The organism is Planococcus sp. PAMC 21323, assembly GCF_000785555.1.
Taxonomy (GTDB): Bacteria; Bacillota; Bacilli; order Bacillales_A; family Planococcaceae; genus Planococcus.
In genome coordinates this window covers 2,179,392-2,195,525 of sequence record NZ_CP009129.1, presented here as the reverse complement: position 1 = coordinate 2,195,525, position 16,134 = coordinate 2,179,392, and the positions used below count along the sequence as shown (strand labels likewise).

At 36.1% G+C, this 16,134-nt stretch carries 17 protein-coding genes; 11 read left to right on the top strand and 6 right to left on the bottom strand.

Annotated features, from left to right (window positions below; translation table 11 throughout):
* Positions 1-36: 36 nt before the first annotated feature.
* Entirely contained in the window at positions 37-1,461 is a 1,425-nt protein-coding gene (locus PLANO_RS11065) for an NAD-dependent succinate-semialdehyde dehydrogenase (protein WP_038704505.1), read from the bottom strand.
* 334 nt (positions 1,462-1,795) lie between these two features.
* On the opposite strand from PLANO_RS11065, the gene PLANO_RS11060 reads away from it, so the two are divergent.
* From PLANO_RS11060 to PLANO_RS11020, 9 genes are all read left to right on the top strand, one after another.
* The gene (locus tag PLANO_RS11060; protein ID WP_038704504.1) at positions 1,796-2,992 is read left to right on the top strand and encodes a hypothetical protein; all 1,197 of its coding nucleotides are present in this window, start codon (positions 1,796-1,798) and stop codon (positions 2,990-2,992) included.
* 71 nt (positions 2,993-3,063) lie between these two features.
* Entirely contained in the window at positions 3,064-4,239 is a 1,176-nt protein-coding gene (locus PLANO_RS11055; RefSeq protein WP_038704503.1) for an amidohydrolase, read from the top strand.
* A gap of 19 nt (positions 4,240-4,258) precedes the next feature.
* Positions 4,259-5,560, top strand: coding sequence for a Zn-dependent hydrolase (locus PLANO_RS11050; RefSeq protein WP_197053086.1), 1,302 nt, complete (start codon positions 4,259-4,261; stop codon positions 5,558-5,560).
* 238 nt (positions 5,561-5,798) lie between these two features.
* Entirely contained in the window at positions 5,799-6,095 is a 297-nt protein-coding gene (locus PLANO_RS11045) for a MarR family transcriptional regulator (RefSeq protein ID WP_038704502.1), read from the top strand.
* 330 nt (positions 6,096-6,425) lie between these two features.
* Positions 6,426-7,094, top strand: a complete 669-nt coding sequence (locus PLANO_RS11040; RefSeq protein WP_038704501.1) for a YveK family protein — start codon at positions 6,426-6,428, stop codon at positions 7,092-7,094.
* Between the two features lie 27 nt (positions 7,095-7,121).
* A complete protein-coding gene (locus tag PLANO_RS11035; RefSeq protein ID WP_038704500.1) occupies positions 7,122-8,135 on the top strand; it encodes a GNAT family N-acetyltransferase in 1,014 nt (337 codons plus the stop codon).
* A gap of 20 nt (positions 8,136-8,155) precedes the next feature.
* Positions 8,156-8,635, top strand: a complete 480-nt coding sequence (locus tag PLANO_RS11030; RefSeq protein WP_038704499.1) for a hypothetical protein — start codon at positions 8,156-8,158, stop codon at positions 8,633-8,635.
* A 12-nt stretch (positions 8,636-8,647) separates the two neighbouring features.
* Positions 8,648-8,959, top strand: coding sequence for an MGMT family protein (locus PLANO_RS11025; RefSeq protein WP_038704498.1), 312 nt, complete (start codon positions 8,648-8,650; stop codon positions 8,957-8,959).
* A gap of 276 nt (positions 8,960-9,235) precedes the next feature.
* Positions 9,236-9,970, top strand: a complete 735-nt coding sequence (locus PLANO_RS11020; protein WP_038704497.1) for a gamma-glutamyl-gamma-aminobutyrate hydrolase family protein — start codon at positions 9,236-9,238, stop codon at positions 9,968-9,970.
* A gap of 50 nt (positions 9,971-10,020) precedes the next feature.
* Here PLANO_RS11020 and PLANO_RS11015 read toward each other — a convergent pair whose 3' ends face one another.
* Together PLANO_RS11015 and PLANO_RS11010 are read right to left on the bottom strand one after the other, a co-directional pair.
* On the bottom strand, positions 10,021-10,452 hold the full coding sequence (locus tag PLANO_RS11015) for a hypothetical protein (protein WP_038704496.1): 432 nt from the start codon (positions 10,450-10,452) through the stop codon (positions 10,021-10,023).
* Between the two features lie 5 nt (positions 10,453-10,457).
* Positions 10,458-11,753 (bottom strand): helix-turn-helix domain-containing protein, encoded by a 1,296-nt coding sequence (locus tag PLANO_RS11010; protein ID WP_038704495.1) that lies wholly within the window; start codon positions 11,751-11,753, stop codon positions 10,458-10,460.
* Between the two features lie 458 nt (positions 11,754-12,211).
* Between PLANO_RS11010 and PLANO_RS11005 the strand changes: the two genes are divergently transcribed.
* Together PLANO_RS11005 and PLANO_RS11000 are read left to right on the top strand one after the other, a co-directional pair.
* Positions 12,212-12,805, top strand: a complete 594-nt coding sequence (locus PLANO_RS11005; RefSeq protein WP_038704494.1) for a general stress protein — start codon at positions 12,212-12,214, stop codon at positions 12,803-12,805.
* 107 nt (positions 12,806-12,912) lie between these two features.
* A complete protein-coding gene (locus tag PLANO_RS11000) occupies positions 12,913-13,758 on the top strand; it encodes a YflT domain-containing protein (RefSeq protein ID WP_038704493.1) in 846 nt (281 codons plus the stop codon).
* A gap of 40 nt (positions 13,759-13,798) precedes the next feature.
* Here PLANO_RS11000 and brnQ read toward each other — a convergent pair whose 3' ends face one another.
* The 3 genes from brnQ to PLANO_RS10985 all read right to left on the bottom strand — a co-directional run bounded on the left by brnQ (position 13,799) and on the right by PLANO_RS10985 (position 15,793).
* Positions 13,799-15,124 carry a branched-chain amino acid transport system II carrier protein gene (brnQ, locus tag PLANO_RS10995; RefSeq protein ID WP_038704492.1) on the bottom strand — a complete coding sequence of 442 codons (1,326 nt, stop codon included), beginning with the start codon at positions 15,122-15,124 and terminating at the stop codon, positions 13,799-13,801.
* Between the two features lie 118 nt (positions 15,125-15,242).
* Positions 15,243-15,428 (bottom strand): CsbD family protein, encoded by a 186-nt coding sequence (locus tag PLANO_RS10990; RefSeq protein ID WP_038704491.1) that lies wholly within the window; start codon positions 15,426-15,428, stop codon positions 15,243-15,245.
* A 71-nt stretch (positions 15,429-15,499) separates the two neighbouring features.
* Complete coding sequence (locus PLANO_RS10985; protein ID WP_038704490.1) at positions 15,500-15,793, bottom strand: hypothetical protein; 294 nt, start codon at positions 15,791-15,793, stop codon at positions 15,500-15,502.
* Positions 15,794-16,134 lie beyond the last annotated feature (341 nt).

Genomic DNA, 16,134 nt, shown 5'->3' with positions numbered 1-16,134 from the left:
GCTCTGGATTCCAGAGCAACTTCTTTTTTGTATGCGTTAAACTTTGATCGAAATATATTTGGTTTCGAGGAAGGCATCTAATCCTTCTTGTCCACCTTCACGTCCAACGCCACTTTCTTTCATGCCACCAAAGGGAGCTTGGGCAGTAGATGGTGCACCGTCGTTCCATCCGACAATGCCGTAATCTAAGTTTTCAGCGAGATACGTACCACGCGACATGCTTTCAGTGAAAAAGTAAGCGGCTAATCCAAAGCGTGTATTATTCGCCAATTCAATTGCTTCTTCATCCTTTTCAAACGTCATTATAGGCGCAACAGGACCAAACGTTTCCTCATTCATAACTAGCATATCCGATGTAGCATTCGTTAAAACGGTAGGGTTATAGAAGTAGGCATTGTTTTCAATGCGTCCATCTCCACCGACGATTACTTTGGCACCTCTGTCAACAGCATCTTGAACATGTTTTTCTACTTTGTCATAGCCGTCTTTATCGACCAATGGACCAATTTTTACGCCTTCTTCTAAGCCATTGCCGACTTTTAACTTGCTTGCAGCTTCACCAAGTTTTCTAGAAAACTCTTCTGCAATGCTTTGCTGGACATAAATTCGGTTACCACATACACATGTTTGCCCAGCATTACGGAATTTCGATGCAATGACGCCTTCAATGGCCAACTCGATATCTGCATCTTCTAAAACGATAATTGGGGCGTGTCCACCTAATTCAAGAGACAAATTTAACATGGTTTCAGATGCTTGTTTCATCAACTCTTTACCAATCTCAGTAGACCCGGTAAAAGTAAGTTTACGAACATCAGGATGACTAGTAAATACTTTTCCAATTTTACTAGCACTTCCAGTTACTAAATTGATGACGCCTTTAGGGAACCCGGCTTCTATTGCCAGTTCATACATCTTCACTGCCGTAAGAGGAGTCATCTTCGCTGGTTTCGCTACGAATGTGCATCCAGCAGCAAGTGCAGGCGCCATTTTCCTCGCCATCATAGCAGCCGGGAAATTCCAAGGTGTGATGGATACTACAACTCCAACTGGCTGTTTATTAATCTGTATCCGTTTGCCTTCCTTCGTGGCTGGAATTGTGCGACCGTACATGCGCTTGCCTTCTTCAGCAAACCATGACACGAATGAAGCGGAATACTCTACTTCACCAATTGCTTCAGCGAGAGGTTTGCCCATTTCTTTTGTCAAAATCTCACCAATTTCTTCTTTATGTTCAAGTAATAAATCATGCCATTTCATTAATAGATCTGCACGGTAGTATGCTGTTGTTTTTGACCATTCTGGAAAAGCTGCAGCTGCAGCTTCGATGGCGGCTGTGGCTTCTTGTTCGCCTCCGTTAGGTACAGAACCGACGACTTTACCAGTTGCGGGATTTATTACGTCAATCTGTCCATCTCCTGTATCCGTCCAGTCGCCATTAATATAATGTCTACCATTCATTTTTCGGAATCCTCCTTTTAATTTACACTTATCCTCATAAATACCTCTTATTGTTATTGTGTAAACGTTTGTCCAGGATCACGGATAATCGTGTTCACAGAATGTACACAATTAGGAGGGGCTAGAATTATATTGTAATATGCAATATATATCGTTATAGAAGGGTTTCAATAAAATGTATATAAATAAATTTAATATTATTTCGGAATAGTCTTTTTATTCCATGTATTTATGAATTAAATTGTGCTATTATTTCGATATTAGAAAAAATTCAGCTTATAACCTTAGGGATGTCTTTTTATTTGCTGAAAAAAGAAAAAAGGGGGAAATAAATATGTCTCAAATGCTGGCATTAGCTATTTTGATTTTAGTATTATTTATCGGCGAAGCAGTTTCAATTCGCACAAAAGCATGGATTCCTTCAATTTTTGTCAGTGGGGTTTTATTCTTACTTGGATTTTGGACGTTCTTTCCTCCTGAAATTGTTACACTTGCGGGTGTACCGCCAGCTGTAGCTGTAATGCTTATTTATTTACTAATTACAAACATGGGAACTTTACTGTCTTTACAAGAGCTTAAAAGCCAATGGAAGACAATTCTAATTGCAATATCAGGAATTTTAGGAATCATAGCTGCGTTATTCGGCATTGGTACTTTGCTGTTCGATTTTGAAACAGTTGTAGTTGCTATTCCACCTCTCGTTGGTGGATTGGTATCAGCTTTGATCATGTCAGAAGGAGCAGCTGCTGCAGGACTTCCAACATTAGCAGTCTTTGCTATCGTTATTTATGTTGTACAAGGGTTTGCAGGATATCCATTAACATCGATTATGTTGAAAAAGGAAGGTAAAAATCTTCTAGAGAAATTCAGAAATAATGAATTGACAGCTAAACAAATGCCTGGTGAACAACAAGAAACGGCAGATAAAGTAGTAAAAGAACCTCGTATGTTTGCAAGAATGCCAGATAAATACAATACTGATTTCTTTAAGTTTTTCCGTCTAGCATTGGTAGGTTATCTTGCTTATTTAACATCTGTTCTTTTGACTCCAGTAGTAGGAATCAGCCCATTTGTTTTGTGTCTGCTATTTGGTGTTATCGCGCGTAGTATCGGTTTCCTTGAGCGTCATCCATTACAAAAAGCAAATGGTTTTGGGTTCGCGATTATGGGCTTATTACTGTTCATCTTTGATGGTTTAAAAAATGCTACACCAAGTATGATGTTAGAAATAATGTATCCACTTATTGGCTGTATTGTAATCGGTGTGGCTGGTATGTATATTTTTTCACTTATCGTCGGAAAACTTCTTAAAGTTAGTAAAGAAATGGCATTTGCAGTATCTTTGACCGCTCTTTATGGATTCCCGGCAGACTATATTATTACTGTGGAAGTCATCAATTCCTTAACTAAAGATGAAGAAGAACGTGAAGTTTTAACAAGTCATATGTTGCCTCCGATGCTAGTAGCAGGCTTTATTACTGTTACGATTGTTTCTGTTATTTTAGCCGGTATATTTGTAGGGTTCCTATAAACAGAAATCACAATTGAGCAATTTAGTGGAAATGTTAAGTTAGATTTAATAGAAATCGGAGTGAATACAGCATGATCAACCAAACAATAAAAAATGCCATAAAAGAAAATAGTGCAGAAATGATTCAAATCCGCCGCAAGCTTCATAGTGAACCTGAATTATCATGGGAAGAGTTTGAAACTTCACAGTTTGTATATGATTACTTAACAAAGCTAGGAATCGAGGTACGCAAGACAGAACCAACGGGAGTTATCGGAGAGCTCAAAGGTGGACAACAAGGAAAAACGGTTGCCCTACGTGCGGATATGGATGCTTTGTCTGTAGAAGAACTAAATTCAGACTTGTCGTATAAGTCAAAAGTACATGGCAAAATGCATGCATGTGGACACGACGTCCATACGGCAATGCTATTATCAGCAGCTAAAGCATTGGTCAGCGTTAAAGAGGATATTCCAGGCACTGTTCGTTTTATCTTCCAGCCTGCTGAAGAAGTGGCGACGGGTGCTAAAGCAATGGTAGAACAAGGTGCTGTTGAAGGAGTTGACGATGTTTTCGGCATTCATATATGGTCTCAAGCTGCAACGGGTGCAGTAGCTTGTAGTCCAGGACCTGCATTTGCTTCTGCTGATATTTTTAAAGTCCATTTTAAAGGGCGGGGCGGACATGGCGCAATGCCCCAAGCTTGCATCGATGCCGCAATTATTGCATCTTCATTCGTCATGAATGTACAATCAGTCGTCTCTCGAACAGTAGATCCCATGCAGTCCGCAGTTGTGACAATCGGCAAAATGGTTGTCGGGACTCGCTTTAACATTATTGCTGAAAATGCAGAGATCGAAGGGACAGTAAGATGTTTTGATCCAGCGATTCGTGATCATATTGAGAAGCAATTGCAAGTTTATGCCAATCATACAGCTGCAATTTATGGTGGTACTGCAGAAGTCGAATATATTCGCGGAACACAAGCCGTTATTAATGGAACAGAGAGTGCGAAATTAGTGCAAGAAGTGGCTATTGAAGCCTTCGGTGAAAACGCTCTTTATGTTGAAGAACCAACAATGGGTGGAGAAGATTTTTCTTTCTATTTAGATGAAGTTCCAGGAAGCTTTGCATTAGTCGGAAGTGGTAACACTGAGAAAGATACACAATGGGCACATCATCATGGGAAGTTTAATGTAGATGAAGATTCAATGACAGTAGGTGCAGAACTTTACGCTCAATATGCATGGTCTTTCTTAACAAAATAACAAAAACAAGGAGGATATTATGCCAAAAATGAATGACAACCCTTTATACGAGGAATTACGAAAAGATTACGATAATAAGCTTAACCATTCAGGTGTTAACGGTGAGCGTCTTGCGAAACGGTTGTTTGAATTGTCTCAGATTGGTTTTGTTCAAGTTGGCGGTATAAAACGACCTGGTTTTTCAGATGAAGAAAAAGCTGCGAAAACACTAGTTAAAGGTTGGATGAAACAAGCTGGTTTGCAAGTATCTGAGGATGGAGCGGGTAATGTTATAGCTCGCTTAGAAGGTTTGCAAAAAGCCCCAGCTATTGCTTCTGGTTCACACGTAGACAGTGTTCCGAATGGCGGAAATTTTGATGGTCCACTAGGTGTATTATCCGCACTTGAAGTAGTAGAATCATGGAAAGAAACGGGCTATACTCCAGACAAACCTTTTGAGGTTATTATTTTTTCAGATGAAGAAGGTTCACGCTTTAACAGTGGATTAACAGGCAGTCAAGCCATGATTGGTTCAATTTCTGATGAAGAGATAGCAAGGCTTCGTGATTTTAATGGAGCTACGTTAGAGCAAGTTCTAACTCATTACGGGAGCTCGCTTGAATCTTTTAAAGAGGCTAAACGAAATTTATCGGAACTAGAACTATTTGTAGAAGTACATATTGAACAAGGTAAAAAACTTGAACAAGCCGGTCAACCCGTTGGAATTGTAAATGGAATTGCGGGACCTGCTTGGCTCAAAGTTATATTTGTAGGTGAAGCTGGACATGCAGGAAACACGCCAATGATTGGTAGGAAAGACTGTTTAGTGGCAGCAGCAGATTATCTTCAGTCCATTCCAACATTTCCAAAAGCAATTAATGACACCGCCGTTGCTACGGTAGGGAAACTAGAAGTTTTTCCTAACGGGGCAAATGTAATACCCGAGAAAGTGGAAATGCTTGTGGATATTCGAGATATTAATGAAGAGCCAAGAGATCTTTTAATTGAGCAATTAATCGAGCAAGCAAAAAAAATAGCTACTAATCATGAGGTACATGTAACGACAAACTTGAATACTCGCATCAAGCCTGTTCCAATCGCCAATGATTTACAGAATCGACTTGCAACTTCTTTAAGCAAATTTGATATTACCCCAACCTACATTCCAAGCGGGGCTGGCCATGATGCAATGAATCTGGGCCGTACGATTCCTGTCGCGATGCTTTTTGTTAGAAGTAAAGATGGAATTAGTCATAACCCTAAAGAATGGTCTAGTTTAAACGATTGTGTGATGGGAGTTCATGTTTTAAAAGATTTTATCGAAGATGCAATGAAACGATAAAACGTGATGATTTGCATCCGAATTAATATAAAAGTTTTTTTATTCAGACAGCAAACAAACTCGATTTATTCGAGTTGTTTGCTGTCTTTTTTAGTAATTAAAATATCTTTTAAATGGTATTTAAAAAATATTTTTGGAATTATCAGTACTATCTGAAATAGTATGTATATTTTAATACTGAAAGGGTATAGATATAATAAGAGTAAGCTAAAAGATAGTAGTTTTTGGAGGTGGTTAGGTGAAAGTATTGGAAGATCAGACATACAATAAAGCGAACGTATTTCCAGAAGAAAAAATCTTAAACGATTGTCGTGAGCACTTCTCATCAGAAACTGAAAAAATGGCAGAAATTGGAGAGAGGTTTATTCAATATTTTTTGAAAAATGCTTCGGCAGAAGGTGTACTTTTTAAAACAATCAAAGAAATTACGGCTGAAATTAATATTTCACACCAAACCTTAACTAAAGTGCTGAAAACCTTAGAGTCTAAAGAAATGATTTATCGTAGAAACGGAATTATTGGTTTGTGGAAATAATAGTAGAAAAGGCATCTCTCATTTATTCGAGAGATGCCTTTTCTATTGACAAAAAGATCAACTATCAATTGAGCTTAAAGCAATAAATAAAACATAAAAATTAAAAACCTTTAAAATGAACTTAATGTGCATTAATACCTATTTTTTTGCAAATATATTATTAAAACAAAAAAATATTTAGTCTATTTTCATATGAATAAAACTTAATATTTCAAAAGAATAGAGAAAAGTGTAGATAGAACCATTAAAATATGATATAAATGAACTATAATAATCTGAATTTTTAGAAATAACGATAAGGTGAAGGTTTTGAGCTAGGAGGAGAATGCGATGAATGATTTTAAAGTCATAAAAAAGCTAATAACAAATAATAAAACTCGGCTTTTTATTATTTTTAGCTTTACTTTTTGTTTAATGCTGACAACATTGTTCATTTTTATTTTTCTCGTCAAACCTGAATATCAATCTACAAGCCAAATACTAATTGGAAAATCTTCTTTAACAATTTCGCAACTTGAAAAAGAAAATAGCCCGATAGATTCTCAAATGGTAGAAGGGTATGCCGCTTTTATGAAAAGCACACAAGTTTTGGAGAAAGTTAAGCAAGAGATAAACTTTACAAAATCCATTTCTGAACTCCAAAAACAAGTACATATTAGCCATACAAAAAATTCGCCAGTTTTAACGATCACTTCTTCATCCGACGTGAAAAACGAATCTGAAAAAATTGCCAATACATTAGCATATGTTTTTAAACAAGAGGTAAAGGCTTCGTTAAACAAAGACAATATCTCTATTATTTCATTAGCATTGTCTGAAGGGGAAAGTATAAAGCCAAGTCAAAGAAATATAGTCATTGGTACGGCAATCACGACAATATTAGCTTTTACGTTCAGTACTCTTTTAGTATTTGGTATTAATCGTCTAAAAAAAGTGATGAGTAGAAGAGAGATAGAAAAAAGGAAAAAAGATCTGCGATTACAAACCGTTTTCAAATGATTTTAAGGTGAAGTAGGGGTGGAATGAATGTATGAACTAATATCGATACAAGATCGCAGTCGCTGGAAAAAAATACTTGATACGGTACACGTTACGGATATTTATTATACGAACCAATACTTTTTAGGAGCGTTAAAATTAGATCCTGGAGAAGCATGGCTCTTTCATTATAAGGATGTTGACGGTGAGGTCATTTATCCATTTATTAAAAGGCCAGTTAATGAGGTAGGTACTCCTTTCTATGATGTTACAACTCCTTTCGGATATGGTGGTCCATTATTTAAGGTGGAAAAAAACTGTGCAAACTTAGCTGCTAATTTCAGAAAAGCTTTCGAGTCATATTGTCAAAGTGAAAAAATCATTGCTGAATATATTCGCTTTCATCCATTAAAAGAAAATGCCTCCTATTTTCAAAACAGTATGAAAGTTTCTCCACTTTTTGAAACCTATACCATAAATTTAAAGAACAAAAAGGCTCTTGTTGAAAAAAAGATAAAAAATAAAAACTTAAAAAATATAAACAGTGCAGACTTAATAGTAAAAAAACTAGGTACGGTAAGACATATGTTTGAATTTCTAGTGCTGTATTATGCAGCTGCTAGAAGAAGAGAAGAAGCGGACAGTTATTATTTTTTTACTAATGATTATTTTGAAACGCTAATCAGTTCAATGGGATCAGATCTCCACTTGTTTGGTGCATATCATGAAGATAAATTAGTATCAGCTTGCTACGTGCTAGCGATGGGAGATACCATCTTTTATCATCTCGAAGGTAGTTTAACAAAAGAGTATAGCGAAAGTACTATGCAGACCTTATTGTTAAAAATTGCAGAGTGGGGAGAAGAAAACTACTATTCTTTTTTCCATCTGGGTGGCGACTTTCAGGGAGACGTTACAAATGACAAGCACATTAAAAAAGAGATTGCCAATTGTGAACCAAATATTTTTTATATAGGACAACAAATTCATGATCAGCAAAATTACGATAAATTAGTAACGATTGAAGAGGAAGATATTATACGTAGATATAGAAATATTTAATAATCCGAGGAGGAAAAAATATGAAATACATACAATATAAAGGTGTAGTTGAAAGAGAGTATAAAAAGTCTTTAAGAAAAATTATGCATGAAATCTGTGTTATAGAAGGGTTGAATTCTTCCCTCGGAGCAAAAAAATTGGGAGTCGCAAAAGAAGTTTTTGTTTATTGGAGAAGTTTTTATCGTCTAGACCGAACCCAACAGTTATTTGATCAAACTGTCGATCAAATGGATCAAATGAAATTTCTTTATTTAAATGAAGCCAAAAGTATAGACTTCAAGCGGCCATTTCAACATAAAAATGAACAAACGCTTGAAGGTCTTGAAGAGTTGGTTGGTAGAATGGTAGAGTACTATAAGTACGTGCATGCTGAAAGCAATGGGCTTGCGACAGATACAGGGAATTTGCCATTGTATGAATTTGTTCAAGAAATTGTGGAGAAGTATAAAAATGGAGATTTATTAAATGAAGCAGAGAATCAAAAGGAAAAAGTACAATAGGATGGTAGTTAAATGCAAACCTTCACTGATAAAGCAGTAAATATTATAAAACAGATTCCACCAGGTAAAGTTATGACGTATGGACAAGTTGCAGCCGCAGCTGGTAGTCCAAGAGCTGCTAGGCAAGTGACGCGAATTCTTCATAGTATGAGTTCTAAACATAATTTACCTTGGCATAGAATCGTTAATAAACAAGGGGAAATCGCACTTAAAGATGAAGGAGCGAGAACTTTCCAAATAGAGAAACTCCAAGAAGAAGGAGTAGAGTTGGATCGTAGCAATCTGATAGATTTAGCGCGGTTTCGTTTCAATTTCTCGGATTAGACATTAGAAAAAATTTACTAAAGCTGTTCTTAAAAGAGGTAGACATTGCTCTGAAGTAAAGCGATATAAATAGCAAAACATAGAGGTCAATTCACTAGTGAATTGGCTTATTTTTATGCACAAGTAGCAATGCTAAGCCTGGTTTGTGAAATCCTCAACGCTCGTATACTGAGTTATTTGTAAAGAATATGTAATAGCTTTATGTGTTTATATACTTTTGACAATAGGGTATACATTATTTATAGAGAAATAAAACAATTGGAGAAGAGGGAAAAAATGACTAAGAAAGATAAACCAGTAATTGGCATAACAGCACGCGTAGAAGAAAATCAAACCTATTCACTTGATCCTGTGTATGGCAGAGCAATTCTGCGCGCAGGAGGATTGCCATTAATCGTACCTATTGTAGATGAAGAAGATATTCCGTTACTATGTGAACGGTTAGACGGTCTAATAGTTACTGGGGGCGGCGATATTAACCCGACATTATATGGTGAAGAACCACATGTAAAGCTTGGAGCTGTTTATCCAGGGGGTGATAAGTATGAAAAAGAATTGATATTAAAATTTCTTGAAATGGATAAGCCGTTTATCGGTATGTGCCGAGGTTTACAAATGTTCAATATTTCTTTGGGTGGTACTAATTATCAAGATTTAGAAGCTCAATTCGAAGGAGAATTACATCAACATAAGCAAAATGCAATGCGAACGCATCGAACGCATTCTGTAACTTTAGAAGATGATAGTCTACTATATGAAATTATGAAAGAGAAAAAATTCAATGTTAATTCTTTTCACCATCAAGGCGTAAAGGATGTTTCGCCACAACTAACTGTAGCTGCTCGTGCTTCGGATGGACTTGTAGAGGCGCTAGAAAGCAAACATCATCAATTTGCTATGGGAATTCAATGGCATCCAGAAGAATTTGCTCTTCAAGAAGACGAAGCTTCAATGAATATTTTCAACCGATTTGTTGAAGAGTGTTTAATAGACAAGGGACAAAATCAATAAAAAGAAGGAAGCTGTTCAAGATGAGCAGCTTCCTTCTTTTTATTATAAACTTATGCTTGTTGAGATTTAACAGCCCAAGGCTCAGGAACACGAGCTTGGACAGCGACTTCAGTACCAACAGCCCAAGGCTCAGGAACACGAGCTTGGACAGCGACTTCAGTACCAACAGCCCAAGGTTCAGGAACACGAGCTTGGACAGCGACTTCAGTACCAACAGCCCAAGGTTCAGGAACACGAGCTTGGACAGCGACTTCAGTACCGACAGCCCAAGGTTCAGGAACACGAGCTTGAACAGCGACTTCAGTACCGACAGCCCAAGGTTCAGGAACACGAGCTTGGACAGCGACTTCAGTACCGACAGCCCAAGGTTCAGGAACACGAGCTTGAACAGCGACTTCATTTTCAGAATTTACATTGTTACTAAGAGATAAACTGCTAATAGCGAGAACTGAGAAAAATAGAATAGTGATACCTTTTTTCATTACATTCACTCCCCAAATAATGTATTTATTTTCTTATATGATTCTTTTGCTTTGTTCAAAATTTCAGCTGATTCTTTGTAGCGTTCTTGTTCATAATATATCTTACCCAAATGTCCGAAATAATATCCGCTTTCAAAATAATTGTCTGTAGCTTCAAGGCTTGGGATCAATTGGTTCAGTACATAATCTTCGAAATCTTTGAAGTTTTCATCCAAGAGATGCACTAAACATATAAATTCGATATATGCTTCTTTGAATATGTGGTTAGTCGGCGAATTGATGTTCAGCTTTTTGTTTTCAACAATATCCATGCCTTTGCGAAGCCAATCTCTTGCTGCATCAGAGTTTCCTACTTCATATTGACACTTAATTAAAATACAGTAACTTAACAAAAGATCAGCAGTATATTCTGGGTGAATGTATTTCAATGAATTTTCCATATGAGTAATAGACAGCTTATAATTTTGGAACAAGAAATACGAATAGCCTAGATTAAATTCAGTAGTAAACTTCAAAATATCAATTTCTAATTTATTTCCAATAGTTAAAGCGTTTTTATAATGATCCATCGACATTTTAAAATTGCCAAAATGCTGATGGGTTATTGCGATGTTTAAATGACATTCAACAATACGCTTTGGAATAAACTCTTGTTGATAAATTTTTAAAGCCATTTCGGTATACTTGAAAGCCTTATCAGTTTCTCTGCATTTCGTGCTAGAAATGCCAATGGAATAGTAAAGGTCGCCAATTTCTGAAGCAGAAATGGTATTTGGCGCAATTTTTTCCGCTACCAAATAAGTTTTTAAAGCTTTCTCGAAATCGTTGAGTACGTAATTATAGTTGCCGTTGTATTTATGGAATAAGTAAAACTGTTCCTGACTCATAAATTCTTTAAAACGTTCCATTTCTTTAATTTTTTCCTCGGCACTATCCAAATCTCCGGTAATGATAAAATACCTGATTTGTTGAATGCTATATTCTAACTCGACATCCTCATCTGCATGTAATAGGGGATGTCCCTGAATATCGTTATACTGCTCCATGATTTCAGCTTTGTTTTGAGGATGCAATAAAGAGTTTTTAAAGTTCTTTACGAGAACTTTTCCGATTGGATTATCTTTAGGAGCCAGAGATATAGCTAGTTTCTTGCATAAAGCTTCGAGGTCTTTTAATGCTGGGTCTTTAGCGCCACTTTCAATTTTCTTCAGCTCTCTGGAAGACAGTATGCCAGAGGAGAATTCTTCTAAACTAATTTTTTGTTTTAATCGATGGTATTTTAAACGCATTCCCGTATCCATTACTGCTCTCCTTTCCTTCTGTAAGGGCAGTACTTCTGTCAGCCATGTAGGAGAATTGTTTTCCGTCTTCCTCGGGCCATCCGAAAAGTAAGAAGAAAATAGATCGCCAAGTACGATAATAGCCGCCTCCACATCTTATATTTCACTTTTTTGTTATCTTACATCTATGATATCATCAATTTTCAAAATAAACTGCTTTTTTATTTTAGAAATGGGCGAATTTGAAAAAAAGGGAAAATATGCTTACTACAACATGTGTAAATTAAAAAAATTCCAAATTAGTCATTTTGTTAGGTATTTTGAAATGGTTATAAATGGTAAGTTGTGACTTCTGTCTTTCAATGTTTTACATCTAAATATGAAATCATTATGGAAATCTAATATAAGCAAGTTAATGATCATACAGGAATGGGTAAAGATAGAATAGAATGGTTTATCAAATCGATGGAGGTTTTTATATGAAATCACACATTAAAGTGTTAGCAGTGGTATTTTCAGAAAATGACTTACTAGAAAAGATTAATGAGTTAAAAGGTTCAGGATACAAAGAGAAAGATCTCCACATTATGGCTAAAGACACACAGCATTTTGAGAGTATTTCTATAGAAGGAACAGATGTCGATACCTTTACGGATAAATTTAAAGGCTTCGTTACAGGAGATAGTGGTGTTCGCGCAGGAGTGAAATCGTTAAAGCTTTCTGAAGAAGAAACTTCACGTTACACAAGTGACCTTGCAAAGGGTGGAATACTTATCTACGAAGATGAAGATCAAAAGACAATATTAGATGAAATTTCTGGCGACGAAGATGGATTAGAACAGAAAGATCCCAACGATCAGCAAAGACAACAATTTGTCAATTCAGTTGATAATAATTTCGATGAGCAAGAAGACCGCTTTGCACGAGGAGAAACATTTATGCAAGATGCAACCTTAATTAAAGACGAACATCACAATTCTTTCACAACGGAAGAAAATCCAGAAATTCAAAATTCTAGAGGCGGATCTAGCGAAGCTGAAAAACATAGTCAAAATGACAAAAAATATAAATAAAGTCTTATTGTATATGAAATAGCAGTAATGTCGTTCTATAAAGAGGTTTTAGTGGCATGAGAGAAAGGGTAAGTAAAAGTAATCTAGTACACAGGAGGTACAAAACAATGAAATCAGGAAACCAAGAGTTTGAAATTGTATATAGTAAATCAGAAATGGAACACGTGTTACAAACCTTAGAGGCAAAAGGGTATCATAAAAAAGATATTCATGTTTTGGCCAACGATAAAGAACTTATAGAATCTGCCGGGAAATCAGGAGTCTATGCTGACCAAGCAAACTCTTTTTCAAATCGATTTAAATCATTTCTAAGTGGCAAGGACATAGTCAGAAAAGAGTTGGAACACTTTAATTTGAGTAAAGAAAAAACGGATGATTATGAACGTAGAATTGAAAAGGGCGCTGTACTTCTATATACAGATGGAGAGGCGTTAACAACTAAAGATGAGCATTCATCTTCATTAGATGAATCTCGTGCACCAATGGATTTAGAAGCAGAAATAGCGGGGACTCCAGGTTCGAAATCTGTTTCTCGACATACAGAAGAACATCGTGATCCAGACGAAATATATGCGCGTGAAGTTTCTCGAGAAGATCAACATGCCCGTGCTGCTCAAAACGATCGTTTTCAAGATTCTCGATTAAAAGGCGATGAAATTCATCCGACTAATGGGTTAACTAAAGAAGTGCCAACGGAGCAACAAAAAGAAATGGATCATGAGCCAGGACTTCAAAGTAAACATGATGAAGACGAGTTTTTAGGTGGGAAAGGTATTAACACTAAACAAGAAAGTTCTTCAGCAGGAGTTGATCCGGACTTAGGACCTGCTCCATTTGGTAAAGATGTTAATAAAACAGAAAATGAGCAAGGACACAATCCTAATGAACATCGTGAAATAAAACATAAACGAGATTCTGATAATACTAATCCACCGACTCCAAGACTATTTTAAACAATAAAAAACGTTCCCGATAAATTTCGGGAACGTTTTTCTATTTATTTTTGTGCATCTTTCGGGCGATTATGATGCCTACTGAGGTTGCAATTGTAGCTGGTAGAATCCAACCAATCCCCTGCTCAAAGAGCGGAAGGAAGCGGAAAATAGTGTCTAACTGCTCAAAAGCAATGCCTGATGAGCGTAAAGCGTCAAATATACTAATAATCGCCGTTGTAGACAATGCAAGTATGTAAACAAAAGGTTTTTGGTAAAAAATACGATCAAAAAATGATAAAATCACTAAAACTATAGCGACTGGATATATAGCTAGCAACACTGGAAGTGAAATTGTAATCAATTGTGTTAATCCAATGTTTGCTATAAAGGCAGAGAAAATCGCAAAGAATAAAACATAAGTCATATAGGAAATTTTAGGGAAAATTTTAAACGAAAATTGTGCAGTAGCTGATACCAGACCAATAGATGTGGTTAAACAGGCAAAAGTGATTGCGACAGATAAAATTATTCCTCCGATTTCACCATAAAGCACTCGTGAAGCCATAGCAATAATGATACCGCCATTATCTTGTAAACCGATAGCTTCGACACTCGTCGCTCCAATATAACTTAAAGATAAGTAAACGGTAGACAAGCCAATAGCTGCAATAAATCCGGCATACGCAGTAGTCTTTAAAATAACTCGAGTATCTGTAACGCCTTTACTTCGAATTGATTGGATGATAACGATTCCAAATACTAAAGCAGCAATGGCATCCATCGTTAGGTAACCTTGTAAAAAGCTTTCGAAAAAAGCTTCAGTATCATAATTTCCAACAGGAGAGTTTATAGATCCCATAGGTGTTAAAAAACTTTTTATCGCGAGCAAACCAATAACTGCAATCAATAAAGGAGTTAAAATTTTTCCAATTCGATCAACAAGTTTTGTAGGATTCATCGCAAATAAAACCGTAATCGTAAAGAAAGCCAATGTGAAAATTGCTAATGGCCAAAAAGAATCAGAAAGAGATGCAGGTAAAAAAGGTGCTGCACCAATTTCGAATGCCACAGTAGCTGTACGTGGGATTCCAAAGAATGGACCGATGGCTAAGTAAACAATTAACGTGAAAATGATTCCGAAAATAGGATGGACACGTCCTGCAATAGACTGCAAGTCACCACCCGCTTTAGCAATTGCTAAAATTCCGAGTAAAGGAAGGCCAACACCTGTTAGTAAAAAGCCAATTATTGCTATAACTAGCTGATCACCTGCTAGTTGACCTAAATAAGGGGGGAAGATAATATTCCCAGCTCCTAAAAACAAAGCGAAAAGCATCAGTCCTAAAGTTAAAATATCTATTTTTGTAAGCGCATTCTTTTTCATTATAAGCTCCTCAATAAATAACATTTGAACACGGTTATTTATTATAGCAGAGTGATTTAATATTTGAAAACTTTAAAAAATAAAATAATAAAACCCCAGCTTTTTAGCTGGGGTTTTATTATTTTTCGTTATTATTTTTAAAGTCGCCGATTTTATCTTGAACATTACCTTTTGTTTTGTCCATTTTACCTTCGGCTTGTTTATTCGTATCATTTGTAGCGTTTCCAACCTGGTCTTTAATCTCGCCTTTAGTTTTGTTCACTGCACCTTTTAATTTGTCTGAAAAACCGTTATTATCACTCATTAATAGTTCCTCCTTCAGATTTTAGTTATTACTACAATAACCGTCTTTTGTAATAACTAAACATCAGTTGACTATTTTGATGTTAACTGAAGGCTTACTAATGTTTGCCTAGCCGTATTTTTTACTGTGATACATAAATCTTCATTACTAAGCCTTGTTAAGGTGCGAAGAGGCGTATGAATATTTGTTGCAACACCTGACCGTACCTCGGCATGCTGATCCATAGACAAATCAACAAGTAGCCCTTGGCAGTTAATCGTCTTTGCGAGATTGGCACGGGACTGGTAATCCATTTTCAATACAGCAGCTTCATCCCAAGGCGTCCACACCTTTTTCAATGAATAGTTTTGAAGCGTATCGTCCATTTGGTTTACACCCCTAATAAAATAATTAAATATTTATTATAGTCTGTTTAATATATCACATAATGATGAAAAAGTAATCTATATTACTTATTTAAGGAGGATATTCATAGGTAATATGACTTTTTTTAAAAATAAGCATGAAAAAGATGTGTTAAAGGGATTAAAAGCGACGCAGTTTAACTAAATCTATAAAAGGAAAGAAACTTATTAAAGAAAAGAAGCGTCTATATATTTCAGTTTAACCAGAATAAAACACTGTATATAAGTAAGAATTGCTTTATTTATTGACTAGTCATGTTATAATGTCAAAGAATAAGTGTGTGTAGAAGTTAATTTAAGGA